The organism is Rhodoplanes tepidamans (genome assembly GCF_030813915.1).
Classification (GTDB): domain Bacteria; phylum Pseudomonadota; class Alphaproteobacteria; order Rhizobiales; family Xanthobacteraceae; genus Rhodoplanes; species Rhodoplanes tepidamans.
This window is the reverse complement of record NZ_JAUSUJ010000011.1, coordinates 19,602-43,472: the sequence shown is the minus strand read 5'-3', so window position 1 is coordinate 43,472 and position 23,871 is coordinate 19,602. Positions and strand designations below refer to the sequence as shown.

At 71.4% G+C, this 23,871-nt stretch carries 27 protein-coding genes; 9 read left to right on the top strand and 18 right to left on the bottom strand.

Translation table 11 applies throughout. From position 1 onward, the window contains the following. Positions 1–8 precede the first annotated feature (8 nt). The 5 genes from J2S22_RS14350 to J2S22_RS14330 form a co-directional block, all read right to left on the bottom strand. Complete coding sequence (locus J2S22_RS14350) at positions 9–701, bottom strand: PhoH family protein (protein ID WP_370878211.1); 693 nt, start codon at positions 699–701, stop codon at positions 9–11. Between the two features lie 531 nt (positions 702–1,232). Beyond that, positions 1,233–2,087, bottom strand: coding sequence for an MBL fold metallo-hydrolase (locus J2S22_RS14345; protein WP_272777676.1), 855 nt, complete (start codon positions 2,085–2,087; stop codon positions 1,233–1,235). A gap of 29 nt (positions 2,088–2,116) precedes the next feature. Then, positions 2,117–3,127 (bottom strand): Bug family tripartite tricarboxylate transporter substrate binding protein, encoded by a 1,011-nt coding sequence (locus tag J2S22_RS14340; RefSeq protein WP_272777675.1) that lies wholly within the window; start codon positions 3,125–3,127, stop codon positions 2,117–2,119. A gap of 137 nt (positions 3,128–3,264) precedes the next feature. Continuing rightward, entirely contained in the window at positions 3,265–4,110 is an 846-nt protein-coding gene (ppk2, locus tag J2S22_RS14335; RefSeq protein WP_370878210.1) for a polyphosphate kinase 2, read from the bottom strand. A gap of 291 nt (positions 4,111–4,401) precedes the next feature. Next, positions 4,402–5,343 carry a LysR family transcriptional regulator gene (locus tag J2S22_RS14330; protein ID WP_272777673.1) on the bottom strand — a complete coding sequence of 314 codons (942 nt, stop codon included), beginning with the start codon at positions 5,341–5,343 and terminating at the stop codon, positions 4,402–4,404. A 267-nt stretch (positions 5,344–5,610) separates the two neighbouring features. Between J2S22_RS14330 and J2S22_RS14325 the strand changes: the two genes are divergently transcribed. From J2S22_RS14325 to J2S22_RS14315, 3 genes are all read left to right on the top strand, one after another. Further along, on the top strand, positions 5,611–6,888 hold the full coding sequence (locus tag J2S22_RS14325) for an MFS transporter (RefSeq protein ID WP_272777672.1): 1,278 nt from the start codon (positions 5,611–5,613) through the stop codon (positions 6,886–6,888). Positions 6,889–7,008: 120 nt separating this feature from the next. Continuing rightward, positions 7,009–7,995: an acrylyl-CoA reductase (NADPH) gene (gene acuI, locus J2S22_RS14320; RefSeq protein WP_272777671.1), complete on the top strand. Its 987-nt coding sequence runs from the start codon at positions 7,009–7,011 to the stop codon at positions 7,993–7,995. A gap of 103 nt (positions 7,996–8,098) precedes the next feature. Continuing rightward, positions 8,099–8,644, top strand: a complete 546-nt coding sequence (locus J2S22_RS14315; protein ID WP_272777670.1) for a hypothetical protein — start codon at positions 8,099–8,101, stop codon at positions 8,642–8,644. 30 nt (positions 8,645–8,674) lie between these two features. On the opposite strand, the gene J2S22_RS14310 is transcribed toward J2S22_RS14315, so the two are convergent. The 11 genes from J2S22_RS14310 to J2S22_RS14260 form a co-directional block, all read right to left on the bottom strand. Further along, complete coding sequence (locus J2S22_RS14310; RefSeq protein WP_272777669.1) at positions 8,675–9,181, bottom strand: tyrosine phosphatase family protein; 507 nt, start codon at positions 9,179–9,181, stop codon at positions 8,675–8,677. Between the two features lie 163 nt (positions 9,182–9,344). Then, on the bottom strand, positions 9,345–9,752 hold the full coding sequence (locus J2S22_RS14305) for a YbgC/FadM family acyl-CoA thioesterase (protein WP_272777668.1): 408 nt from the start codon (positions 9,750–9,752) through the stop codon (positions 9,345–9,347). Between the two features lie 61 nt (positions 9,753–9,813). Further along, the gene (locus tag J2S22_RS14300; RefSeq protein ID WP_272777667.1) at positions 9,814–10,200 is read right to left on the bottom strand and encodes a metal-sulfur cluster assembly factor; all 387 of its coding nucleotides are present in this window, start codon (positions 10,198–10,200) and stop codon (positions 9,814–9,816) included. Continuing rightward, a complete protein-coding gene (locus J2S22_RS14295; protein ID WP_307155838.1) occupies positions 10,187–10,681 on the bottom strand; it encodes a NifB/NifX family molybdenum-iron cluster-binding protein in 495 nt (164 codons plus the stop codon). Before J2S22_RS14295 ends, J2S22_RS14300 begins: the two co-directional genes overlap by 14 nt. 458 nt (positions 10,682–11,139) lie before the next feature. Continuing rightward, complete coding sequence (locus J2S22_RS14290; RefSeq protein ID WP_272777666.1) at positions 11,140–11,778, bottom strand: YfbR-like 5'-deoxynucleotidase; 639 nt, start codon at positions 11,776–11,778, stop codon at positions 11,140–11,142. A 2-nt stretch (positions 11,779–11,780) separates the two neighbouring features. Next, on the bottom strand, positions 11,781–12,443 hold the full coding sequence (locus tag J2S22_RS14285) for a DNA-3-methyladenine glycosylase I (protein WP_272777665.1): 663 nt from the start codon (positions 12,441–12,443) through the stop codon (positions 11,781–11,783). After that, positions 12,440–13,345 (bottom strand): CAF17-like 4Fe-4S cluster assembly/insertion protein YgfZ, encoded by a 906-nt coding sequence (ygfZ, locus tag J2S22_RS14280; protein ID WP_272777664.1) that lies wholly within the window; start codon positions 13,343–13,345, stop codon positions 12,440–12,442. The genes J2S22_RS14285 and ygfZ overlap by 4 nt, the downstream gene beginning before the upstream one ends. A 138-nt stretch (positions 13,346–13,483) precedes the next feature. After that, on the bottom strand, positions 13,484–13,732 hold the full coding sequence (locus J2S22_RS14275) for a hypothetical protein (RefSeq protein ID WP_272777663.1): 249 nt from the start codon (positions 13,730–13,732) through the stop codon (positions 13,484–13,486). Between the two features lie 236 nt (positions 13,733–13,968). Next, a complete protein-coding gene (locus J2S22_RS14270; protein WP_272777662.1) occupies positions 13,969–14,355 on the bottom strand; it encodes a TIGR02301 family protein in 387 nt (128 codons plus the stop codon). 70 nt (positions 14,356–14,425) lie between these two features. Continuing rightward, positions 14,426–14,866 carry an NUDIX hydrolase gene (locus tag J2S22_RS14265; RefSeq protein ID WP_272777661.1) on the bottom strand — a complete coding sequence of 147 codons (441 nt, stop codon included), beginning with the start codon at positions 14,864–14,866 and terminating at the stop codon, positions 14,426–14,428. Positions 14,867–14,879: 13 nt separating this feature from the next. Next, positions 14,880–15,350: a hypothetical protein gene (locus tag J2S22_RS14260; RefSeq protein WP_272777660.1), complete on the bottom strand. Its 471-nt coding sequence runs from the start codon at positions 15,348–15,350 to the stop codon at positions 14,880–14,882. Between the two features lie 162 nt (positions 15,351–15,512). On the opposite strand from J2S22_RS14260, the gene J2S22_RS14255 reads away from it, so the two are divergent. From J2S22_RS14255 to J2S22_RS14245, 3 genes are all read left to right on the top strand, one after another. Next, on the top strand, positions 15,513–16,298 hold the full coding sequence (locus J2S22_RS14255; protein WP_272777659.1) for an SOS response-associated peptidase: 786 nt from the start codon (positions 15,513–15,515) through the stop codon (positions 16,296–16,298). Positions 16,299–16,386: 88 nt separating this feature from the next. After that, the gene (locus J2S22_RS14250; RefSeq protein ID WP_272777658.1) at positions 16,387–17,676 is read left to right on the top strand and encodes an Hsp70 family protein; all 1,290 of its coding nucleotides are present in this window, start codon (positions 16,387–16,389) and stop codon (positions 17,674–17,676) included. Between the two features lie 117 nt (positions 17,677–17,793). Beyond that, positions 17,794–18,171 carry a YbaN family protein gene (locus J2S22_RS14245; RefSeq protein WP_272777657.1) on the top strand — a complete coding sequence of 126 codons (378 nt, stop codon included), beginning with the start codon at positions 17,794–17,796 and terminating at the stop codon, positions 18,169–18,171. Here the strand turns inward: J2S22_RS14245 and J2S22_RS14240 are convergent. Together J2S22_RS14240 and J2S22_RS14235 are read right to left on the bottom strand one after the other, a co-directional pair. After that, positions 18,168–18,596, bottom strand: coding sequence for a hypothetical protein (locus J2S22_RS14240; RefSeq protein WP_272777656.1), 429 nt, complete (start codon positions 18,594–18,596; stop codon positions 18,168–18,170). The genes J2S22_RS14245 and J2S22_RS14240 overlap by 4 nt on opposite strands. Before the next feature lie 188 nt (positions 18,597–18,784). After that, positions 18,785–19,054: a hypothetical protein gene (locus tag J2S22_RS14235; protein WP_272777655.1), complete on the bottom strand. Its 270-nt coding sequence runs from the start codon at positions 19,052–19,054 to the stop codon at positions 18,785–18,787. Positions 19,055–19,250: 196 nt separating this feature from the next. Between J2S22_RS14235 and J2S22_RS14230 the strand changes: the two genes are divergently transcribed. From J2S22_RS14230 to J2S22_RS14220, 3 genes are all read left to right on the top strand, one after another. Continuing rightward, a complete protein-coding gene (locus J2S22_RS14230) occupies positions 19,251–19,967 on the top strand; it encodes a response regulator (RefSeq protein WP_272777654.1) in 717 nt (238 codons plus the stop codon). A gap of 43 nt (positions 19,968–20,010) precedes the next feature. Beyond that, positions 20,011–21,423 (top strand): ATP-binding protein, encoded by a 1,413-nt coding sequence (locus tag J2S22_RS14225; protein ID WP_272777653.1) that lies wholly within the window; start codon positions 20,011–20,013, stop codon positions 21,421–21,423. 250 nt (positions 21,424–21,673) lie between these two features. Next, complete coding sequence (locus J2S22_RS14220; RefSeq protein ID WP_272777652.1) at positions 21,674–23,827, top strand: tetratricopeptide repeat protein; 2,154 nt, start codon at positions 21,674–21,676, stop codon at positions 23,825–23,827. The last annotated feature ends 44 nt before the right edge of the window (positions 23,828–23,871 follow it).

The following is a 23,871-nucleotide window of genomic DNA, read 5'->3' as shown; positions in this document are numbered from 1 at the left end:
CCCGGACATCAGGCCCGTGGCTGCGTCTGCGCCTCCATGTCCTCGAACGCCTCCACCCACATGGCGCAGAGGCCGGAACGAACGATGTCCTCGCGGCCGAACTCGATCACCGGCACGGGCAGGTTCCGGGTCCTGATCATGTCGATCACGACGCGCAGGCCCGACTCGGCGGCGAGGTCGCACTGGCTGACGTCGCCGTCCACCACGGTGAGGCAGTTCTCGCCGACCCGGGTGAGGAAGGTCTTCATCTCGGCCGGCGTGGTGTTCTGCGCCTCGTCGAGCAGCACGAAGGCGTCCTTCCACGAGCGGCCCCGCATCACCTCGAACGGCACCATCTCGATGTCGCCGTTCTTCAGCGCGATCTCGAACGCGGCCTTGCCGATGCGCTCCTTGATCGCCTCGATCACGGGCGCCGCCCAGGGCGCGAACTTGTCGTTCAGCGAACCGGGGAAGAAGCCGAGCGAGCGGCCGCACGGGACGTTCGGCCGCGACAGCACGATCCGGTCGATCTTGCGGGTGCGGTAGAGATCCGCCGCATGGGTCGCGGCGATCCAGGTCTTGCCGGTGCCGGCCGGCCCGACGACGATCACCTGCGGGCTCGACCGCAGGGCGGCCAGATACGCGCCTTGGGTGGGCGTCAGCGGCGCGATCGGCGGGAGCGCACGGGCGGCCGTGAACTTGGCGCCGGCGAAGGCGATGATCTCGGCCGTGTCGGCCGATCGGTCGCTGCGACGCTTCTTCTTGCTGGACTGCTTGCCCAAGGACGGACTCCTTTCGCCGAATCGACGGGACGACGCCGGCGCGCGCGCGCCGCGTCTCGCGACAGGTTCTGGTGAGGACGGAAGGTCGAAGTAGACGGGCTCGACGCCGGACACCGGGATGGGCGGCGTGTCGGTCGGCGAGCGGGGCCCGGATGGTCTGCCGAGGGAGAGGGCGTCGCCGGAGGCGACATCGACAGGGGCGGCGCGACGACGATCCGGTGATGTCGGAGTCGTCTTCCTGCTCATCGATTCACCATCCACGAGCCGCCATGTCGCCGAGGCTACGTGATTCGTATGACGGTTTCACGGAGCAAATATCGGCAGCCCCTGATCACGACGAATGCAGACGCGCACCGCCACGCCGCGCGCCGCCACAATGCTTACGTGAAGATGAATGTCGGCGCGGCGGGCGAAGCGAAGGCATGCGTCGGCCTCGTCCCGGGCCGGGGATGCAAGGCGCAGCTCAGCCGCTCACACCTCGATCTCGGTCAAATCCTCGCCGATCACCAGCCGGCCGGAGAAGTCGCGCGCCACCTCGTCGGCGAGCGCCTTCAGCATCGCGTCGTCGCCGCGCGGCCGGTGATGGGTCAGCGCCAGCGTCTTGACGCCCGCCGCGGCGGCGATGCGGCCGACCGTGTCGCCGCAGGCGAGCGTGTGCTTCGCCAGCCGACGGAAATGATCACCTTGGATCTCGGGCGAGGCGAGGAAGCAGCACTGCACCAGCAGGTCGGCGCCTTCGGCGAGCCGGGCGAGCCCGTCGCACGCCACCGTGTCACCCGAGATGGCGATCACCTTGCCGTCCGCCTCGAAGCGGTATCCCAGGCAGGTCCAGCGCGCCATGAAGGCCGGCGGGATGCCCAGCCCGTCGCCGTGCGACACGGTCTCGGCACGGATCCGCCAGCGCCCGGTGTCGAGCACCGGTCCGGCGACGACGTCCGTCACCGCCACGGGCGCGAAGCCCCCGAAGGTCGGCTCGCCGGCGCTGCGCCAGCCGATGTCCTTGTCGTAGACCTGGGTGAGGAGCGCATCGACGACGCGCTCGGTCTCGGGCGGACCGTAGATGTCGAGCGTCGTGCGCCGGCCGGCCAGCCAAGTGTTCAGCACGACGTCGTAGAGGTCGCCGATGTGGTCGAAGTGATGATGCGTCAGGAACACCGGCCCGAGCGAGGCGAGCGGCACGCCGGCCTGCACGAGGCGCAGCGTCACGCCGCGGCCGGCGTCGAACAGGATGTTCTCGTCGCCGCGCCGGATCAGCGTCGTGGTCGCCATGCGGCGCGGGTCGGGCCGCGGGCCGCCGGTGCCGAGCAGGATCACCTTCATGGGCATGGCCCGCCTCCTGCCTCGTCGCCTGCGGCTCAGTCGAGCGTGAAGCCGCTCGCCCGGATCACCTTGCCCCAGCGGGCATGGTCGGCCTTGACGATCTCGGCGAAGCCGGCCGGCGTGTCCGACACCACGGTGACGTCGAGCCCGGCGAGACGCTCGCGCACCGTGGCGTCGGCGAGCGCCGTCCGGATGGTCGCGGCGAGGCGCTCCACCGTGTCGGGCGAGGTGCGGCCGGGCGCGAAGAAGCCGTACCAGAGATCGGCCGACTCAATGTCGCCGAGGCCGAGCTTGAGCTCGCCGAAGGTCGGCACCGCGGGCAGGCGCGGCGAGCGCGCCGTGCCGGTGACGGCCAGCACCCTGGCGGTGCCGGCCTGGTGCTGCGGCATCAGGCTCGCGGTGGTGTCGAACACGGCCTGGATGGAGCCGCCGACCAGATCCTGGAGCGCCGGCGCCGAGCCGCGATACGGCACGTGCGTCAGATCGGTGCCGGTGGCGTTGCTGAACATCAGGCCGAGGAAGTGCGACGGCGTGCCGGCGCCGAGCGAGCCGAAGCTCACCTTGCCGGGATGGCTCTTCGCATAGGCGATGAACTCGGGAACGCTGTCGATCTTCAGCCTGGGATCGACGGCGAGCGCGAACTGGAACGTGCAGAAGCGCGTCACCGGCACGAGGTCGGCCATCGGATCGAAGGGCAGCGTCCTGTAGATGAACGGATAGAACGCCGTCACCACGATCGGCGCCGCGAGCAGGGTGGCGCCGTCGGGCTCGGCCCGCGCCACCGCCTCGGCGGCGAGGCGGCCCGCGGTGCCCGGGCGGTTCTCGACGATGACGCTGGTGCCGGTCGTCTCGCGCACCTTCTCGCCGATGATCCGCACCATGGTGTCGAGGCCGCCGCCGGCCGGGAAGCCGACCATCACCTTCACGGGCCGCGTCGCCGGCTGGGCGCCGGCCCGGCCGGTGCCGGCGAGCGCGAGCGCCGCCGCCCCCGCCATCACGGCGCGCCGGTCGAGCGCGGACCGCCCGCGGTTCTCGGTGGTCGTCATGCGAACAGATCCTCCCCGGCCGAGCCGAAATCCCTCGGCCCGACGGTCCGCCATGTCGGATCGTGGTTCAAGGGGGCGGCGGCGCGGAGCGGCCATGATGGCCCGCACCACACCAGCGGCGCGCGAGGCCGAACGGCCTAGTACACGGCAGGGACGAAGCGCTGGCTCGACTTCCGCGGCCGGCGATAGCCGTCGTCGACCTGGCGCGGCGGCAGCTCGATCGAGGCCGGCTGCACGTGCCCGTAGGGGACCTGCTTGAGGAAATGCGCGATGCAGTTGAGCCGCGCCCGCTTCTTGTTGTCGGCGTCGACCACGTTCCACGGGCTCTTCTTGGTGTCGGTGTGGGCGAACATCTCGTCCTTGGCCTTCGAGTAGTCGACCCAGCGGGCGCGCGACTCGAGGTCCATGGGCGACAGCTTCCACCGCTTGAACGGATTGCGGGCCCGCTCGACGAAGCGCTTCTCCTGCTCCGCGTCGCTCACCGAGAACCAGTACTTGACCAGGATCAGGCCGGAGCGGATCAGCATCTCCTCGAACACCGGGCAGGCGCGCAGGAACTCGCGATACTCGCGCTCGCTGCAGAAGCCCATCACCCGCTCGACGCCGGCGCGGTTGTACCAGGAGCGGTCGAACAGCACGATCTCGCCGGCTGCCGGCAGCTCGGCGACGTAGCGCTGGAAATACCACTGGCCGCGCTCGCGCTCGGTCGGCGTGCCGAGCGCGACCACCCGGCAGATGCGCGGGTTCAGCGGCTCCATGATGCGCTTGATCACGCCGCCCTTGCCGGCGGCGTCGCGCCCCTCGAACACCACGGCGACCCGCAGGCCGCGGGTGCGCACCCACTCCTGCAGCTTGATCAGCTCGTACTGGAGCCGGGCCAGCTCCTCGACATATGTGTAGTTCTTCGGCGGCTTTCGCGCGCCGTTGCGCGCCACCTTGGGCCACAGCGTCTCGATCGCCGCCTTCTCGACGGCGTTGCGCATCACCTCGCCCTGCAGCGGCGGCGCGGCGCCGCCGTTTCGTTTGGGGCGACGCGTCGTCTTGGCCCCGCCGGCGCGGACGCTGCGCACGACCTCGGCGCGCGCGGGCTTGCTGCGGACCGCGGGCTTCTGCCTCAGCTCCACCGTGTCGGGCTCGCGCGCCGCGCGCCGCATCAGCGATTTTTTCGGGGTGGCAGGCTCACGTCGGGCACCACGCTTGCTCATCGCGTCCCTCCCCGATCCGGCGCCGCTTCGCCAGTGTAGCGGAAGCGTACGACGAGACGATTTCAGGATTCAACCGGCGGCCGAGGGGGATCCGCGAGGTGACGCGGAGAACGAGGCCGGCATCGCATCCTCCTCCAGAAATCCCCGCACCGTGGCGGCGATCGCCTCGATGGCGGCGTCGAACGGGCCGAGCGGGCCGGCCGTCACCATCCAGGCGGTCAGCGCCGGGGCGAAGTCGTCGACCGTCACGACCCGCACCGTCTCGTGCCACGGCGACTCGGCGAGCAGCCGCTCGGGAATCAGGCCGATGCCGAGGCCGCGGGCGATCAGGGCGAGCTGCAGGCCCGCCCCCCAGGTCTCGGCCACCACCTCGACCGGGGCGCCGCGATCGGCGAGCGCGCGATCGAGCTGGGCCCGGAATCCGCAGCCGTCCGGGTTGATCACCCAGTGCTGCCCGGCCAGCCCGGCGATCGTCGTCCGGCTCGGCAGCGGGCTGTCGGCCGGCACCACGACCAGCACCCGCTCGGTGCCGAGCGGCGTCGCATGGCCGGGATCGAGCGGCCGCTCCGGCTTCTCGGCCACCACGGCGGCGTCGAGCTGACCGTCGGCGATCTGCCGGCGCAGGACCGACGAGCGGTCGACGACGAGACGCAGCGACACGCCCGGGCAGAGGCTGCGCACCGCCTCGATGGCCGGCGCCAGCACGGCCTCGGACAGGGCGAGCGTCAGGCCGACCCGCAGCGGCCCGGCCGCCACGGTGGAGCGGCTGTCGCGGGTGAGCGCCTCGGCGGCGCGCAGCACCGCCACGCAGCGGCGATACGCCGTGTCGCCGGCCCGCGTGGGACGGGCGGGCTTGCACTCGCGGTCGAGCAGGGTGACGCCGAGCGTCTCCTCCAGCCGCTGCACGCGGCGCGACACCGCCGGCTGGGTGAGGTTCAGGCACAGCGCCGCCTTGCCGACCGAGCCGGTGTCGACCACGGCCACGAAGGCGCGGACGTCCTCGAGGTTCATCGGCCGGCTCTGGCGCCAGTCGCAAGACCGCAGAACGCGCCCCGACCTCCGCTCATTCCCGCGAAAGCGGGAATCCAGGCGTCACGACATGACGCCCCTGGGTCCCCGCCTCCGCGGGGACGAGCGACTTCCTCGACCACATCATTCCGATCGATCATGATCATCATCAGCATGTTTCATTTTAATCATGATATCGGACCTGCTATGACGGCGCAACGCGCCGGAGACCACAACCGGCGCGATTGTCGTCTTCAGGAGACGCCCCCGATGTCCGCACCGGCCCCCTCGGTTCTCGATCCGGCCCGCACGCCCCTCGGCTGGCGCACCCCGCTGGTGATCGTGGTCTGCGGCTGCGGCATCGCCCTGCTCGCCTTCGGGCCGCGCTCGGCGCTCGGCTTCTTCCTCACCCCGATGTCGCAGGCCAACGGCTGGGGCCGCGACGTGTTCGGCCTCGCGCTGGCGATCCAGAACCTGCTGTGGGGGATCGCCCAGCCCTTCGCCGGTGCGCTCGCCGACCGCTTCGGCACCATCCGGGTGATCGCGGTCGGCGCCCTGCTCTACGCCGGCGGCCTCGCCCTGATGGCGTGGTCGACCTCGCCGCTCGCCCTCGACATCACGGCCGGGGTGATGATCGGCTTCGGCCTCGCCGGCTGCTCCTTCAACCTGGTGATCGCCTCGTTCGGCAAGCTGCTGCCGGTCGAGTGGCGCTCGCTGTCGTTCGGCGCCGGCACGGCGGCCGGCTCGTTCGGCCAGTTCCTGTTCTCGCCCCTGGCGGTCGGGCTGAACCAGGCGTTCGGCTGGCAGACCACGCTCCTGATGTTCGGCACCGCCATGCTGATGATCCTGCCGCTCTCGATCGCGCTGGCGACGCCGCGCGCCGAGGCCGCGGCGCCGCTCCCCGGCGCGGCCGCGTCCGGCGAGAACGCCGCGCCGCAGTCGCTCCGTCAGGCGCTCGCCGAGGCGCTGGGCCACCGCTCCTACGTGCTCCTTGTGCTCGGCTTCTTCACCTGCGGGTTCCAGCTCGCCTTCATCACCGTTCACATGCCGGCCTATCTGGTCGACCGCGGCCTCTCCGCGGCGGTCGGCGGCTGGACGCTCGCCATCATCGGGCTGTTCAACATCGTCGGCTCGCTCGCCTCCGGCTGGCTCGGCAACCGCTGGCCGAAGCGCTATCTCCTGGCGGCCAACTACTTCAGCCGCGCCATCGCGATCGCGATCTTCGTCTCGCTCCCGGCGAGCCCCGTCGCCACCCTGGTGTTCGGCGCCGTGCTGGGCCTGCTGTGGCTGTCGACCGTGCCGCCGACCTCCGGGCTCGTGCTCCTGATGTTCGGCACCCGCTGGTTCGCCATGCTGTCGGGCTTCGTCTTCTTCAGCCACCAGGTCGGCGGCTTCCTCGGGGTGTGGATCGGCGGCATCGCCTTCGAGCGCACCGGCTCCTACGACCTCGTCTGGTGGCTCGCGGTGCTGTTCGGCGTGTTGTCGGCGGTGATCAACCTGCCGATCGTCGAGAAGCCGGTCGCCCGCCTCGCCGCCGCCCGGGCGTGATCCGGGCGGGCCGACCGGAATAGCGGGGTCGCCGGACCGGCCCTTGTCCGGCCCGGTTCACGGCCGATAAGGTCCCCGAAACCAGCGGCCCGGTGGCCGCGGCAGAACCGGGGGCGTCAGGTGTCGAGCTTCAAGGCGATCGTCATCCGCAAGGGCGAGGCGGGCCAGACCGTCGGCCTCGCCGATTTCGACGAGAGCGAGCTGATGGAGGGCGACGTCACCCTCCGGGTCGAGTGGTCGACCGTCAACTACAAGGACGGACTCGCCGTCACCGGAAAGGCGCCGGTGGTGCGCCGCTTCCCGATGATCGCCGGCATCGACGCGGCCGGCACGGTGGAGACCTCGAACCATCCCGACTGGAAGCCCGGCGACCGGGTGGTGGTGAACGGCTGGGGCTGCGGCGAGACCCATCTCGGCTTCTACGCCGAGAAGGCGCGGGTCAAGGGCGACTGGCTGGTCCCGCTGCCGGCCGGCCTGGAGGCGCGCGACGCCATGGCGATCGGCACCGCCGGCTACACGGCGATGCTCGCCGTGCTGGCGCTGGAGCGCCACGGCCTGACCCCCGACCGCGGTCCGGCGGTCGTCACCGGGGCGGCCGGCGGGGTCGGCTCGGTCGCGGTGGCGATCCTGGCCCGGCTGGGCTGGACCGTGATCGCCTCCACGGGCCGGCCCGAGGAGGCCGACTACCTGAAGGAGCTCGGCGCCGCCGAGGTGATCGCCCGCCAGGAGCTCGCCGAGAAGGTCCGGCCGCTCGCCAAGGAGCGCTGGGCCGCCGGCGTCGATTCGGTCGGCTCGACCACCCTCGCCAACGTCCTGTCGATGACCCGCTACGGCGGCGCGATCGCGGCCTGCGGGCTCGCCGGCGGCATGGACCTGCCGACCAGCGTCGCCCCGTTCATCCTGCGGGGTGTGGCGCTTCTCGGCGTCGACTCTGTGATGTGTCCGCAACACCTCCGCCGAGAAGCGTGGCAGCGGCTGGACACCGACCTGGATCGGCGCAAATTGGCCAAGATGACCGAGGAAATCGGACTGGACGGCGTTGTCGAGGCTGGCCGCCGGATCGTCGAAGGGCAGGTCCGGGGCAGAATCGTGGTCAAGATCGGGTAAACGCGTTCAGACTTTATCGACGAACTGGCGGCATGATCGCCACCGGGTATGGTTAAGCCCGCGTGACGATGTTGCTTCAGTTCACTGCCGTACGGGGTCCGAGATGCGCGCGCGCCATCTGTCCATTCTGCCGATCGTGCTCGTGCTCGCCGGTGCGTCTCCGGCGGCAGCGGGTCCGTTGAAGCCCGACGAGGCGCGCCGCTTCGTCGCCGGCAAGCTGTTCGCCTACACGTGCTTCGAGGGAACCCGCGGCACCGGCCGCATCTATCATGACGGCTCGGTGGTCGGGACGCTGCAGATCAAGGGCCGCTCACCCCGCTTCGTCGCCCTGCCGGCCGGCACCATCAAGGTGAGCTCGAGCTCGATCTGCGCCTCGGTGAAGGGCCTCGTCTTCCAGCCCTGCTTCGACGTCGACCAGACCAGCGCGCACAGCTTCCGCGGCTCGATCTCCGGCCTCGGCTTCGCCTATTGCGACTTCGTCCGGCAGAACCCGCGCACCCGCCTGACCGGCTCCGGCGCGGCCGGCGAGGAGGCGACCGGCACGACCCGGACGAGCCGCCCGCGGCCGCTCAACCTGCGCCCGACCACGATCAGTGCCCCGGCCGCCCCGCCGCCGGTGCAGTCCGCCGTGATCAAGACGACCGACTGAGGTCGCCCGGGGGGCGCGCCGGCGCGCCCCTCACTCCAGCGTCAGGCAGAACGGCACGGCCGAGAGGCACGGCTCGTGCGGAGCGATCGCCTCCACGGCGGCGATCATCCGTCCGTCGCGGCCGAGCAGCCGGTCGGCGAGCGACACGATCAGCCGATTCGGACAGGCCGTCGGCGACGCCGTGCGCAGCGCCCGGGCGATGGCGAGCTCGTCGCGGTCGGGATGGATCGTGCAGGCCGCCGTGAAGGCCGCCGCGGTCGACCGGCTGATGCCCGCATAGCAGTGCACCACCAGCGGCGCCGTCTGGTCCCAGTCGCGCACGAAGTCGATCAGCCGCGCGACGTGCTCCTCCTGCGGATGGATGTAGCCGTCGAGCGGCAGGCAGATGTCGTGGATCTCGAGATGCAGATGGTGCTCGACCGCGATGCCGCCGGGCCGCGTCACCGGCGTGCCGATATCGATCAGCGTCACCACCCGGCGGGCCCCGGTCGCCGCGACGGTCTCGGCCAGCCGGTCGAGCGAGCAGACGTGAATCATGAGTCGCAAGCCTCGTGTTCGGCACCGCTTTAGCGCCCGGATGTGGCGGCTTCGTGCAGGCCGCACGGCTCGGCTCCGCCGCCTGCCCGATCCGAGGCAGGATCTGCGCCACGAGACCGCGCCGGCGGGCCGCCGGCCTGCGGTCCGGATGCACGTGCTTCGATCAGGCCGCAGGGTCGGGCGGCCGCATCGCCGCACGGAGCGGGCGCGGGAACGGCCGGGCGCGCCCCTCCGACACGAGCGCGATGCGCACCCGCGCCTCGAGCATCCGGGTGTCGCCGCAGACGATCGACTGGGCCAGGATCGCCGAGGCTCCCTTCACCTCGGCGGACGCGGTCAGCACGGTGAGAAGGTCGTCCAGGCGGGCGGAGCGGAGGAAATCGAGCGTCATGGCGCGGACCACGAAGGCGAGGCCGGCCCCGCTGTCCTCGCCGACGTCCCACAGGCGCCCCTGGCTCGTCCCGAGGAGCCGCAGGTAGTTGGTGCGGCCGCGCTCGAGGAAGCGCACGTAGCTCGCGTGATAGACGATCCCCGAGAAATCCGTGTCCTCGCGGTGGATTCGCACGGCCATGCGGTGACGACCGCCGGCCAGGACGCCGTTCAGCGACGCGTTCGACATCATGGCGGAGCGATCAGTTCAACCGGCCGGCGCCGACCGCGGCCGCGGCCCAGGGGTCAGCAGCCGCGTCGGCCTCCATCGCCTCGCCGAACGCCCGCCGGCCGTTGTCGGTGAGCCGGTCGAGCGACCACGGCCGGTCGGTCAGCACGGCCACCTGGATCGCCCGCACCTCCGGGAAGCGGCGCCCCAGGGCGGCCCGGACCTCCTCGCCGAGCCGGGTCGCCGCCGGACAGCTCGGCGGCACCCCGATGTCCACCTCGATGCCGGCCACGGTGAAGCGGGCCCGGTACACCAGGCCGAAATCGACGATGTTGATGCCGACCGCCGGGTCGAGGACGTCCGCCAGGGCCGCCAGCACATGCGGATCGTCGGCGGCCCCGCCGGGCTCAGATGGCGCCATACCGGCCTTCCCGTTCGGTGTCGAAGCAGGTGTCCATCCGGGCCGGCGCGGCCGGCTGTGCGGAAGCCGAGGCCCGGTCGTGGTCGCCGGTCCCGTCCGGATGGTCCTGCTCGTGCTCGTGCTCGTGATCATGGTCGCAGTCGTGGTCGTGGGGCGGGGCCGGCGGCAGCGTCCCGGCCAGGAACTGCACCACGGCCGCGACCGGGTCCTGCTCGGTCGTCGCCACCGCGGTGACGCCGCGCGCCGCCATCTTGTCGACGAAGCCCGGTCCGGCGCTGCCGGCGATCACGGCGGCGACGGCGTCGAGCGGATGCGGCCCGTCGGACCGGAACGCGTGGATCGTCATCTCGCGCGGGAGGTCGAGCCGCTCCACCTCGCGGGGCGGGCCCCCGTTCTCGATCTCGAACACCAGGAACCGGCGCGTCTTGCCGGCATGGCCGGTCACGGTCCGGAAGTTCTGGCTCGCCACCGCGATGCGCATCGTCCGTCTCCTCTGCTCGGCGCCGGCGGAGCGGCCGCGCCCGTCCGCCACCGGCATGGCCATGCCGGTCGGGACCGAACGGTCGGGGCACTCGGCGCGCTTCGTGTCGCGGAGGCGTGGAGCGGGTGCGGCGATCCTGGTCCCGGACCATCCGCCGGGAGGCGGACGGCGGCCGGCCCGTCGATGGCGGGCCGGAGGCGTGGCGGACGACCCGCTCGCACCGGGATGTTATTACATCACCGGGCGACCGTGATCCTCCCGGGGTCCCGTGTCAAGCACGAGCCGCCGGCGGGAGGACAGCGCCGGGCGCGCTGATCGGCCCGGGCCGCGCCGCTCATCCATGGGCGCTGAGACGAGATCGAAGGGACGGCCCATCGATCGTCGTCGTCCGCAGGCGGGGGCTTTGCAGAATTCCGTGATCCCGGGGCGCGGACCTCGCGTCAGCGCCTATGTGGCCCTCATCCGGCATCGATCCTGGAAAACCGCTCCAGGAACCGCCGCTCCGCCTCGCCGGCGGGCCACGGGCGCAGGAAATCCGTCTCGACGCGGGCCGGCAGGTCCGGCGGCGCGCCGAAGAACTTCCTCGCCTCCGCCTCGGCGAAGCCGGCGAGCCGGGTAGCCTCCAGGAAGGCGGCGCCGCGGTCGGCGTCCTTGACGATCCGCACCGTCTCGTCGGGCAGCGTCGGCGGCAGGCCGAAGCGCAGGTGGATCGCGGCGAGCAGGCGGCCCTCGACCGCCTTGTAGGCGCCGCCCATCACCGCCTTGAACGGCGAGATCATGTCGCCGATCACGTATTCGGGCGCGTCGTGCAGCATCAGCGCGAGGCCGAGCCGGCGGTCGACGGCGCCGCAGCGCCGGCGCGCGATCTCCTCCACCAGCAGCGTGTGCTGGGCGACCGAGAAGATGTGGTCGCCGCTGGTCTGGCCGTTCCAGCGGGCGACCCGGGCGAGGCCGTGGGCGATGTCCTCGATCTCGACGTCGAGCGGCGAGGGATCGAGCAGGTCGAGCCGCCGCCCCGACAACATGCGCTGCCAGGCACGGGGGGCCTCGCCCTCGGCCGGAACCGGCTTCGGTGCGGATCTGGGTTTTGCCGGCATGGTCAGGTCTTTTTTCGCGGGGCCGGCTTCGAGGCCGGCTTCGGTGCCGACGCCCGCCGCGCCGGCCGCGGCGCGGCGCCGGCGAGCGCCGCGTGGCGATGGCAGGTCACGAGGTGGTCGTTGACCATGCCGACCGCCTGCATGAAGGCGTAGACGATGGTCGGGCCGCAGAACTTGAACCCGCGGGCGGCGAGCTCCTTCGACATCGCCCGCGACACCGGCGTCTCGGCCGGCACCTCGGCGCTGGATCGGAACCGGTTGACGATCGGCTGTCCGTCGACGAAGCCCCACAGCAGTTCGGAAAAGCCCGGCCCCTTCTCCATCACGTCGAGCCAGGCCCGGGCCGACAGGACGGCGCCGTCGATCTTGGCCCGGTTCCGCACGATGCCGGCGTCCTGCATCAGCGCCGCCTGCCTGGCCGCGTCGTAGCGGGCGATCTTCTCCGGATCGAAGTCGTCGAAGGCGGCCCGGAAGTTGTCCCGCTTGCGCAGGATGGTGATCCAGGAGAGCCCGGCCTGGAAGCCGTCCAGCACCAGCTTCTCGTAGAGGGCGCGGTCGTCGCGCTCGGGCACGCCCCATTCGGTGTCGTGATAGGCGACGTAGAGCGGGTCCTGGCCCGGCCAGGTGCACCGCTTCAGCCCGTCGGGATGCGCGGCCGCGGTCACGACGCGTCCGCCGTCTCGCCCGGCCACGCGAACGTCGCCCAGGCGGGCTTCCGCGGCGCCAGCGCGATGCCGCCGGCGATCAGCGGCGTACCGGCGGCGAGGGCGTCGCCGACGCGGTCGAGCCGCAGCAGCGCGAGGCCGCGGCCCTGCGTGCCCGAGCCCATGGTGCCGACCGCGATCTCGCCGGCCGTCACCGGCGTGCCGGGCGGCGGCGGAAAGCCGTCGACCGCGACGGGCACGACGCGGCTGCGCGCGGTGCCGCGGTGCTGCATGCGGGAGACCACCTCCTGGCCGACATAGCAGCCCTTCTTGAAGTCGACCCCGGCGAGCTGGTCCATGTCGGTCTCGTGCGGGAAGGCGTCGCCATAGGCGAAGTCGACGCCGCCGCGCGGCACCCCGAGCGCGACGCGGTGCGCCTCGTAGTCGGCGGCGTCGGCGAGCGTCGCGCCGAGCGTTCCGGCGACCGCCGCGGCCGTGCCGGCCGGCACGACGGCGCGCAGCCCCAGCGCCGGCAGCCGCGGGTCGGGAATCACCAGGCCGTCGACCGCGCCGGCGTCGGTCGCATCGACCCCGTCGCCCCACAGGCCGAGGATCGCCAGGGCGGCCGAGCGGTCCTCGACCGTCACCTTGGCGCGCAGCTTGTAGAATTTCAGCTTTGTCAGCAGGCCGTCGAGAAGCGCGGCCGGGACGTCGAGGAGGAAGCCGCCGCCGTCCTCGGCGGGGATCTCCACGACGATGAAATCGACGACGATCTTGCCCTGCGGGGTGAGCAGCGCGGCGAAGCGCGGCGTCGCCGCGCTCATCGTCGCGACGTTCGCGGTCACGAGGCCGTTGAGGAAGTGGCGGGCATCGTCGCCGGAGACGAGCACGACGCCGCGGTCGGTGAGGGGCGCAGCCTGCATGATTCTTTCGGGCCAGGGTCGATCCGAAAGGTAGGGCGGCACGCCCCCCGGCTCAAGGCCGGATTGCGGGCAGCGGCGCGGTGCGCTCCGCCGCCTCGCCGATGCGGCGCCCTCGGCGCGGCGCCCTTCGTGCGGCGCCTACTGGCGCGACAGGACGATCGAGAACTCGCCCGCGGCGATGCGCTTCGGCAGGCCCTCGGCGAACCGGGCCGTGGCGTCCTCGCCATAGGTGGAGACCAGCTCGGTGAGAGCGCAGAACAGCGAGGCCTGCGCCAGGCAATCCCCGTCGATGCCGTCCGCCCAGGCCTCCGCCCAGGCCTCCTTGATGTGGCCGAGCGCCGCCCGCTTCTGCTCCTGCTCCGATCCCGGCTCGGAAGTCTCGTCCATTGCCATCGACATTCGCGACCACCCGGTCCCCGTGCCCAGCCGTCATGTTTCTTAATGAAGTCTTACCAGATGAACCGGGCCCGACCAGCCAATCCTTTACGAAAGGTTAATGGGTAGGGGGAAATCCCGCGCCGGCCGCACGCCGGTGCAGCCCCGAAGGCGGAGGGAAGAAGGCGGAGCGAATCGGTGTTGGGATCGGCGCCGGGTCGCGGACCGTCACCGCCACGCCACGGCCGTCAGTTGGCGTAGCGGGCCGTGACCTCGCGGGCGATCTTGGCGCCCTCCTGGAGGTAGCGCCGGACCGCCGTGTCGGCGGCCGGCGTGCAGCTGCGATAGCTCTGCTGGTAGAGCCGGTAGCCGCGGTTGAAGCTGGCCATCATCTGGGCGCGGCGCGCCCCGCTCGGCGCCTCGGCGTCGACCAGCTGCTGCATCTCGTTGCGCCACTTCTGCCCCTCGGCGGCGCCGCAGACCTCGCGCAGGTAATGCAGGGCGCCGAGGATCTCGGACAGGCGGCGCAGGTCGCCGTCGAACGGAATCGCCTGCTGGGCCACCGCGGGACGGAGCGGCCCGAGCGACAGGACGGCCAGCAGGGCGAGGACGGAAAACGCGCGGAATCGGGTCATCGGCACGGTCGCGGGATCGGTGCCCCTTTCTGCGACGCAATCGCGTCGGCGGCAAGGCGGATCGCCGGCTCTACCCCTCCCCGAGAATCGCCCGCGCCGCCGCGACGATCTCGGCCAGGCCCTCGGTGGTGTCGAGGCCGGCCACCGCGGCCGGATCGTGCCAGCCGCAGGCGGCGAGCTCGGCGTCGAGGACCGGCTCGCCGGCGAGCCAGCGCGCCGCGAAGGACAGCACCACGAAATGCCGCTCGGTGCGGCCCTCGGCATCGCGGACGATCACCTCGCGATGGCCGGCCAGCGCCGCCGGCGCGATCGTCAGGGCGGTCTCCTCGGCGATCTCGCGGACCAACGCCTCGTGCAGGGTCTCGCCCGTCTCGACGACCCCGCCCGGCAGCGTCCACGGCCCGGCCGACGGAGCCCGGGCGCGGCGCACCAGCAGCACCCGGCCGGACCGGAACACCGCCGCGCTGACCGCCAGGAACGGCCGGGCCGGATAGAGGCGGTCCCCGCTCACGCCGCCGCCCCGCTCACGCGCCGCGCTCGAACACGGCGTCGACCATGGCCTGGCGGGCCGTCTCGTCGGTCATGGCGGCCGGCATGATGTGCTCGCCGTTGATCACCGACCCGGCCCGCGCCACCAGCGGCTTCAGCCAGCCGGAGGCCTCGGTCCCCAGCCGCGCGCAGCCCGTCGGCGACAGGTTGTGCCGCAGGGCGTCGAGCGTCGCCGCCAGGATGGCGTTCATGTGGTCGATCATGCCTTCGAGCTCGCGCCGTGAGTTCGGCTCCGCCATCTCCCAGGCGACGCGGGCGAGATCCTTGTCCTTGAAATGCGATTTCTCGAAGTACTCGTCGTAGCCGCGCGGCTCCCAGCCGAGGATGTCCGGGGCGAACTCCGGGCACGACTCGAGCATCTCGAGCAGCATGATGACTTCGTTGTAGTGGTTGAGATAATCGGTGGCGAGGCGGGTGAGCGGATTGATGTTCGCCCGCGCCAGCACCGTGGGGTCCAGGGCCCGCGCGCGAAGCTCGTCCAGGGAGGCTTTGGGGTGCGGGTTCATCGACCGAGAGGCGCGCGCTCTTTTCGGAAAACTGTCGGCGTCGCCGGTTAAGGGCGCATTAAAAGTTGCACGTCTGAACCCGATCGGAACGGCAATCGAGCCATGTGTGGTCGTTACGCCATCACGTCCTCGCCCGAGGCGATTAGGGCCCTATTCCGTTACGGCGAAATGCCGAACTTCCCACCCCGCCACAACGTGGCGCCGACCCAGCCCGTTCCGGTGGTCCGGCTGTTCGAGGGGGCGCGGCAGTTCGTGCTGATGCGCTGGGGGCTGATACCCGCCTGGGTGAAGGATCCGCGCGGCTTCTCGCTGCTGATCAACGCCCGCGGCGAATCGGTCACCGAGAAGCCCGCCTTCCGCAACGCCATGAAGCGGCGGCGCTGCCTGCTGCCGGCCGACGGCTTCTTCGAATGGCAGGCGGCCGGCGGCGGACCGAAGCGGCCGTTCTACATCCGCAGGCGCGGCGGCGGCCCGATCGCCTTCGGCGGCCTGTGGGAGGCCTGGATGGGCCCGAACGGCGAGGAGCTCGAAACGGTGTGCATCGTCACGACGACCGCCAACGCCACGCTTCGGCCGATCCACGACCGCATGCCCCTGATCCTGCCGCCCGAGGCGTTCGACCCGTGGCTGGACCCGGCGACCGAGGCCGCGACCGCCACGGCCCTGATCGCGCCGGCGCCCGACGATCTCCTGGAGGCGTGGGAGGTCTCGACCGCGGTCAACCGCACGGCCAACGATTCGCCCGACCTGCTCGCCCCGGTAGAGACGGCAGCGCCCGCCGAGGCGCCGGCCGCCGTCCCGCCCGAGCCGGCGGCGAAGCGCGCCGCGACCGGGGCACGCCGCGCCGCCAGGCCGAAGCCCGACCCCGGCCAGGGCTCGCTGTTCTGACGTGCCCCCTCTCGCCGCCGCGGGTTGATGCGAGCACCGACATCGACTATCCAACCCGGCCCTTCAGCGTCGGCCGGGACCCTGCGTCATGCCCTCATCCTCATCGCGCCTTCGCGCGCCGAACGGCCGCGCCTGCGGGCTCGACTTCGGCACCTCGAACTCGACGCTCGGCGTGGCGGGGGCGGACGCGCCGGCGCTGCTCGCCCTCGATCACGGCAGCACCACGGTGCCGAGCGCCGTGTTCTTCGGGCTCGACCACGCCCACCACGTCCTGATCGGCCGCGACGCGATCGCCGCCTATGTGGACGGCGTCCAGGGCCGCTTCATGCGGTCGCTGAAGTCGATCCTCGGCACGCCGCTGATCGACGAGAAGACCCAGCTGCTGCGCCGGCGCGTCGCCTTCCGGGAGATCGTGCGCACCTATGTCGAGACGCTGAAGCACCGGGCCGAGGCGCAGTCCGGCTGCCCGCTCGACCGCGTCGTCCACGGCCGCCCGGTGCACTTCGTCGACGGCGACGCGGCGGCCGACAGCCGCGCCGAGGCGACGCTCGCCGACATCGCCCGCCAGGCCGGCTTCTCCGAGGTGTCGTTCCAGTACGAGCCGGTGGCGGCGGCGTTCGACTACGAGCGCAGCGTCGCGGCCGAGACGCTGGCGCTGGTCGCCGACATCGGCGGCGGCACCTCGGACTTCTCGGTGGTGCGGCTCGGGCCCGACCGGCGCGGCCGCGACGAGCGCAAGCGCGACATCCTCGCGAGCGGCGGCACCCGGCTCGGCGGCACCGACTACGACCGCGCGCTGGCGCTCGCCGCCGTGATGCCGGCGCTCGGCTTCCGCACCCTGATGACCCGCGGCGACGTCGAGGTGCCGTCCGGCCCCTATTTCGACCTCGCCACCTGGGCGACCGTGAACCGCCTCTACGACAAGGCGGTGCTGCCGGAGCTGAAGCTGGTCCGGCGCGAGGCGCGCGAGCCGAAGCTGCTCGCCCGGCTCATCCACCTGATCGAGATGCGGCGCGGCCATTCGGTGCTGATCGAGGTGGAGCGCGGCAAGATCGCGCTCTCCGACGCGGAGGAGACGACGATCCCGCTCGACTGGCTGGAGAAGGGTCTCCACCCGGCGGCGACGCGGCCGCAGTTCGAGGCCGCGACGGTGCCGCTCGGGGAGCGCCTGCGCAACACCGTCCGCGAGACGATCGCGGCCGCCGGCCTCGCCGCCGAGGCGATCGACGCCGTGTTCTTCACCGGCGGCGGCAGCCTGGTGCCGAGCGTGCGGGCCGCCGTGCGCGCCGTGCTGCCGGAGGCCGCCGTCGTCGACGGCGACCGCTTCGGCGCCGTCGGCCTCGGCCTCACCATCGAGGCGCAGCGCCGCTACGGGTGACGGCGGGCCGGACACGGTCCGTCGGCACGATGTTTGCCCGGGCGCAACCGGCACCCCACCTGTTCCGCGTACGAAAAGACGGGCGACGATCGTCGTCGAAAGACACTCGGCGGACCCATGACGCGCGCGTTCTATTTCGGCCTCGGCTGCCTGATGCTGGTGATCGGCCTGATCGGCGCCGTGCTGCCGCTGCTGCCGACCACCATCTTCCTGATCGCGGCGGCGTGGTGCTTCGCGCGGTCGTCGCCGCGGCTGGAGGCGTGGCTGTTCGACCATCCGCGCTTCGGTGCGTCGCTGCGGGCGTGGCGCGACGACCGGGCGATCTCGCGCCGCTCCAAGGTGCTGGCCTGCACCGGGATGACGGCGGGCTTCGTCGTGTTCTGGGCGAGCGCCGGCCCGGGGCCGCTGCTGGCCGCGGCGGTCGCGGCCGGGCTGCTCGCCTGCGCCGCCTATGTGGCGTCGCGCCCGGAGCCGCGGCAACGCCGGCCTCTCTAGTCCGCCTCCCCCTCGAAGCCGTGCGCCGACAGGGCGTCGCGGCAGCCGGCCGAGAGGCGGTCGCGGCTGCCCAGCAGGCAGGAGATGGCACGGCCGCCGCCGAGCGGGGTGCCGGCGCAGAGACGCTCGACGTCGGCCCGGCACAGCCGCAGCGCCGCCGCGAAGGCGAGGCCTTCCGCGGCGAGTGCCTGGAAGCAGCGCTGCGACAGCTTCTCGGCCTGGGCGTTGAGGCAGGCGACGATGCGGCCGCCGCCCGGCGCCACGCCCGGGCAGAGCGCCCGGTAGTCGGCCGCGCAGGCGGCGATCACGCCGCGCGCCTGCACGCGCAGCGGGCCCTGCACCCGCAGCGGTGACTGTGCGGCCGCCGGTCCGGCGGCCGCCGCGAGCAGCATCGCGAGCGCCATGATGACGGCCGTGCGGCGCATGGAACCGAAAACCTCGTGGAACGGCGGACCCGTTCCGTCATAACGCATTCCGGCCGGCGGCGAAGCGGCGGCCTGCACGCTCGCGCGCCGCGACGCCGGCGACCGGTCGGACAGAAGACGGGTGAGGGGACGCAGGGACTACGGGAACGTCCCCTCACCCGCTTCCGCGCCCCGAGGCGCGGAAGTCCTCACCACCGGCAGCGGCGGACGCCGAAGCGGTCGACCCAGCAGCGGCCCGGATAGACGGCCCGCGGAGCGCAGGCGATCGGCGTGCACAGGGCGCCGTGCCGGTGCCAGCCGCGCCCGGGGCCCCACTCGCAGGAGCGGTGGCAGCCGTGCACCCGGACGACGGCGTCGGCCGGGGTCGCCGGCGGTGGCGGCGCCGGAAACGCCTGGGCGGCGGCGCCGAGGCCGCCGAGCAGCACCAGGACGGTCGAGGCGAGGCGGAGCTTGCGCATGGGTCTCCTCCGGATGCGGGGCCGGCTCGCGGGACCGGCCCCGTCGTTTTCGATCCGGCGCATCCTCGGGGCGGCCGGTCGCCGGGATGTGCCGTGCGGGTCACGGTTCTCGCCGTTTGGTCACGGCGCGTAACGGTTGGTAACGAGGGCCCGCCGAGGCTTGTCCGCAGCGCCCTCCCCCGCCTATGAAGGCCGCATGGTCCGGTCCGACGCCCTGATCGCCATCGTCGAGGACGACGACGAGATCCGCCGCCTCGTCGCGGGCCTTCTCGTGCAGGAGGGATTCGCGGTGGCACCGGCCGCCGGCGGGGCGGACCTCGACGCCCTCCTGGCGCGCGAGACGCCCGATCTGGTGATCCTCGATCTGATGCTGCCGGGCGAGGACGGCCTGTCGATCTGCCGGCGGCTGCGGGCGCGGAGCGCGCTCCCGATCCTGATGCTCACCGCCAAGGGCGACGCCATCGACCGGGTGGTCGGGCTCGAGCTCGGTGCCGACGACTATCTGGTGAAGCCGTTCGAGCCGCGCGAGCTGGTGGCGCGGGTGCGCGCGGTCCTGCGGCGCACCCGGGGCATGCCGGAGGCGGCGGCGAGCCGCCGCTACGCCTTCGAGGGCTTCGTCGTCGATCTCGACGCCCGCCAGCTGGAGACCAGCGACGGCGCGCCGGTGCCGCTCACCAGCGCCGAGTTCGACCTGCTCGCCTGCTTCGTCCAGCGGCCGCGCCGCGTGCTGTCGCGCGACCAGCTGCTCGACTGGACGCGCGGGCGCGACGCCGAGCCGTTCGACCGCACCATCGACATGACCATCTCGCGCCTGCGCCGGAAGATCGACCAGGCGGCGCCCGGCACCACCCTGATCACCACGGTGCGCAACACCGGCTATCTGTTCGTCGCCCCCGTGAAGCAGCTGACGTGATCACGAACCGCGCAGCCACGACGAGCATGCGGAAAGCCCCGCCATGATGCGTCTCGGCTTCGGCGCCCGCCTGGTCGCGATCTTCGTCGGCAGCCTGGTGGCGCTGCAGCTCCTCGCCGTCGTCGCCTTCGTGCTCCAGCGCAGCCGCGCCACCGACAGCGCGCTGCGCCTGCCGCTGCCCGACCAGGCGGCGGCGCTCGCCGAGCTGCTCGACGACCTGCCGCGATCCGACTGGCCGAAAGTGCTGCGCGCCGCCAACAGCGTCGATCTCTCCGTCCGCATCGTCGAGCGCCGGCCGGACGGGCGCGAGCCCGACTGGTACGAGGCGCCGCTCGTCGACTTCATCCTGCGCCGCTATCTCGGCCGGCTCGGCGACCGGCCGGTGCGGGTGCGGGTCGAGCCGTCGAGCGAGGTCCTGGTCGGCCCGCTCCGCCTGCTCGCCTGGGTGTCGCCCGGCACCATCGAGATCGAGATCGGCCTGGAGGGCGGCGAGACCCTGGTGGTGAGCGCCGGCGGCGTCCTGGCGCTGTCGATCGCCGGCCTGCCGCCCGGCTTCTGGGCCGGCCTGCTCGGCCTCGGGGTCGCCGGCCTCGCGCTGTTTCTGCTGCGCCGCGAGGCGCGGCCGCTGCGCGAGCTCGCCGCCGCGGTCGACCGCGTGCCGCTCGGCACCGCGGCGCCGCCGATCCCCGACCGGGCGACGAACGCGCCGGAGATCCGCGCCCTGATCGGCGCCTTCAACCGGTTCACCGGGCGCATCGCCGACCTCCTGCGCGCCCGCATGGCGCTGATGGGCGGCATCTCGCACGACCTGCGCACCTATGTGACGCGCCTGCGGCTGCGCGCCGACCTCATTCCCGACGCGCAGGAGCGCGCCCGCACCGTCGCCGATCTCGACGAGATGAGCCGCCTGCTCGACGATTCGCTGCTCGCCAGCCGCACCGGCGCGCCGATGGTGAACGAGGAGCTGGTCGCGGTGGCGCCGCTGCTCGCCCGCGAGGTCGCGGACCGCACGCCGAAGGCGGCCGACGGCGCCGATGCGGCGCCGCCCGTCTCCCTCACGGTCGCGCCGGAGGCGGCCGCGGCCGAGGTCCTGGGCGACGCCATCGCGCTGCGGAGGCTGTTCGCGAATCTCGTCGACAACGCCCTGCGCTACGGCCGCGTCGCCCGCATCGCCGCGACCGTGGCGCCGCGCGGCGGAGACATGGCGGCGATGCTGATCGTCACGGTCGACGACGACGGCCCCGGCATTCCGGAACAGGACCGCGCCGCGATGCTGGAGCCCTTCGCCCGCGCCGACGCCTCGCGCAACCGGGCGACCGGCGGCGCCGGCCTCGGCCTCGCCATCGCCAACGGCGTCGCCACCCAGCACGGCGGCACCCTGACCCTCGCCGACGCCCCCGGCGGCGGCCTGCGCGCCACCGTGCGCCTGCCGGTGTTCGAAACCGTCCCAGATTGAATTCGACTGTCGACAAGAATGTCGATAGGCATAAGGGCGACAAATAACGAATAATAGAAAAGCCTTCCTCGACTGCACGCATTTTCCATGACTTGAAGGAAGGCCGAGCAACACGGCAGGATACGTCGTCGGCTCATCCGACCCAATCGACTGTCGCGGCTTCACATTTGGCGGTGCCATGATCGGCCTTTTTGATTTGATCCGACGTGCATGGAACAGCGTCGCCTCTATCCGGATATCACTTCCGGTCATGGTCGCGCTGATCGTGCTGATCGTCGGGCTTTTCGCGTTTCTCATCTTCCAAGGAACGAACCTGTATTGGTCCCTCCAGGTCCGAGGTTGGATCGACGACATCGCGCGAGCCTTCGATCTCGACGAATACCTTGCCCAGGCTATCTTTCTCGTCGTCGTCGCTGCGGCGACGACCCTGACCACACTGTGCTTCTCTTTCTCGCCGCTGAAGCGCCGACTGGGGCGACTAGGGCTTCTCGGCTTGTCGGTCGGGGTATCGCTTCTCCTGGCCTATGCGTGGCGGATGAACTTCTTCACTCCGGAGGGGACCGCGACACGATGCTATGTTCTGACCCGAGATCCCGCCGAACCCGTGAGATACGGGAATCGGCCCGGAACGATCGACCAGCAGACGGGCCGCCCATGTCGCCCGGTCACGGCCGAACGGCTCAGGCAACTTCAGGACTATAAGAACGGGCGCCGCCCAGTCCGCTTGACCATGCGCGACCCCGAGTTCTTCGATCCACTCACCGGCGAAGCCATCGTCTGGTACATCCGTACGCGTGAGGGGACGATCGAGCTTTTCGACCTGATGGGCTTCCATCCCGACGGCCAGGAGTTACAGCCCGTCGATCGAGACGTTCCCCTCGCGTGGCGAGCCCAGTTCGACCGCCAGCCTCCACGTCGTCTGGACAATCCGACCGAAGGCGACTTCTTCGACAGCATGACGGGAAAGCCGCGCCTCTGGTACGCGCGGGCGGCGGGTGGGGGATTCGTCTTTTACGACCGCGCGGGATTCAGCCCGGAGACCGGAGAGGCGCTGAACCCTGTCGATCTCGACGTTCAGAAGGAATGGCGCGCACACAAGCAGCAGGCTGACAGCTCTCGCTGTTACGTGATCACCCGGGATACGGCGAACGTGGTGAAGTACTGGAACCGGCCGGGAGAGATCGAGCCGCAGACAGGCCGTCTTTGCCGCCTCCTCACGGCGGAGGTCGTCGAGCGGTTGGAAGAGTACAAGAAGGGGAACCGCCCCCGCCGTATCCAGTCTCCCGATCCGATGTTCTTCGATCTCAGAACCGGTGAGCCGATCGTCTGGTACTTCAAAGACGAGAAGGGCCACATCGAGCTTTTCGATCTGATGGGCTTCCATCCTCAGACCGGAGAGGAGCTGACGCCGATCACGAAAGACATCGCTCGAGACTGGCAATCGCAACAATCGTCGGTTCCGAAGGTGCCGAATCGAATTACCTTTTCCAGCAATGTGATCCTGTTCGATCCATTGACCGGACAGCCACGTCTGTGGTTCTGGCGCAAGGCGGAAGCCGACTACGAGTTCTTCGATGGGCCCGGTTTCCACCCACGCAACGGTGATGCACTGAAACAGTTCACCCGCGATGAGGCCCGAGCCTACGAATCGGAGATCGCCGCCAAGAAAGAGGCGCTCCTCCGACAGCAGGAGCAGATCGACAGAGAGCGGCGGGAACGCGAGGAGCGCGATGCTGCTGCTCGCAGGGAGCTCGAGCGCAAGAAGGAGCAAGAACGGCGTGAACGGGAGGAGCAGGCGACCCGAGCATCCGAGGCCGAACGGATGTGCGATTCGCTGGCAGCGAATCCGAACGACCGCAACAAGGTCGGGGAGGGCGTCGGATTCGGGGTTCTGAAAGGCCAAGCGACGGAGGCGATCCAATACTGCGAGATCGCAATGCGACAAAACCCGCAACAGCTTCGGTTCAAGTACCAGCTCGCGCGGGCTCTGCAATGGACCGACCGGCCACGTGCGTTACAACTCCATCAGGAGCTGACCAGCCGACGCTACCCCGCATCCTTCGACAATCTAGGCTGGATGTACTACATGGACCGTAAGGATCCGGTCCAGGCCGTCGCCATGTTCAGGACCGGCGCGCAACTGAACGACGCTGATTCGATGGTGAGCCTCGCCGAGATGGTGGACCGGGGCCACGTCGTGCCGGGCAGCCCCGCCGAAACCAAGATCGAGCTGTGTCGTCGCGCGGCCGAATTGGGCCATTCCGGCGCGTCCCTATGCTACCAGCAGGAGGTCGCAAAAGAGGAGCAGGCGACGAAAGCTCGCGAGGTCCAGCTTCAACAGCAGCAGATGATGCTGCAGCTCATGGGCACGGTCATTCAGAACGCGGCCACGCGTAGACGGTGAAATGGAGCGGACAAGGTCTGCTCCCTTTGTCCCTGGAACCCCGT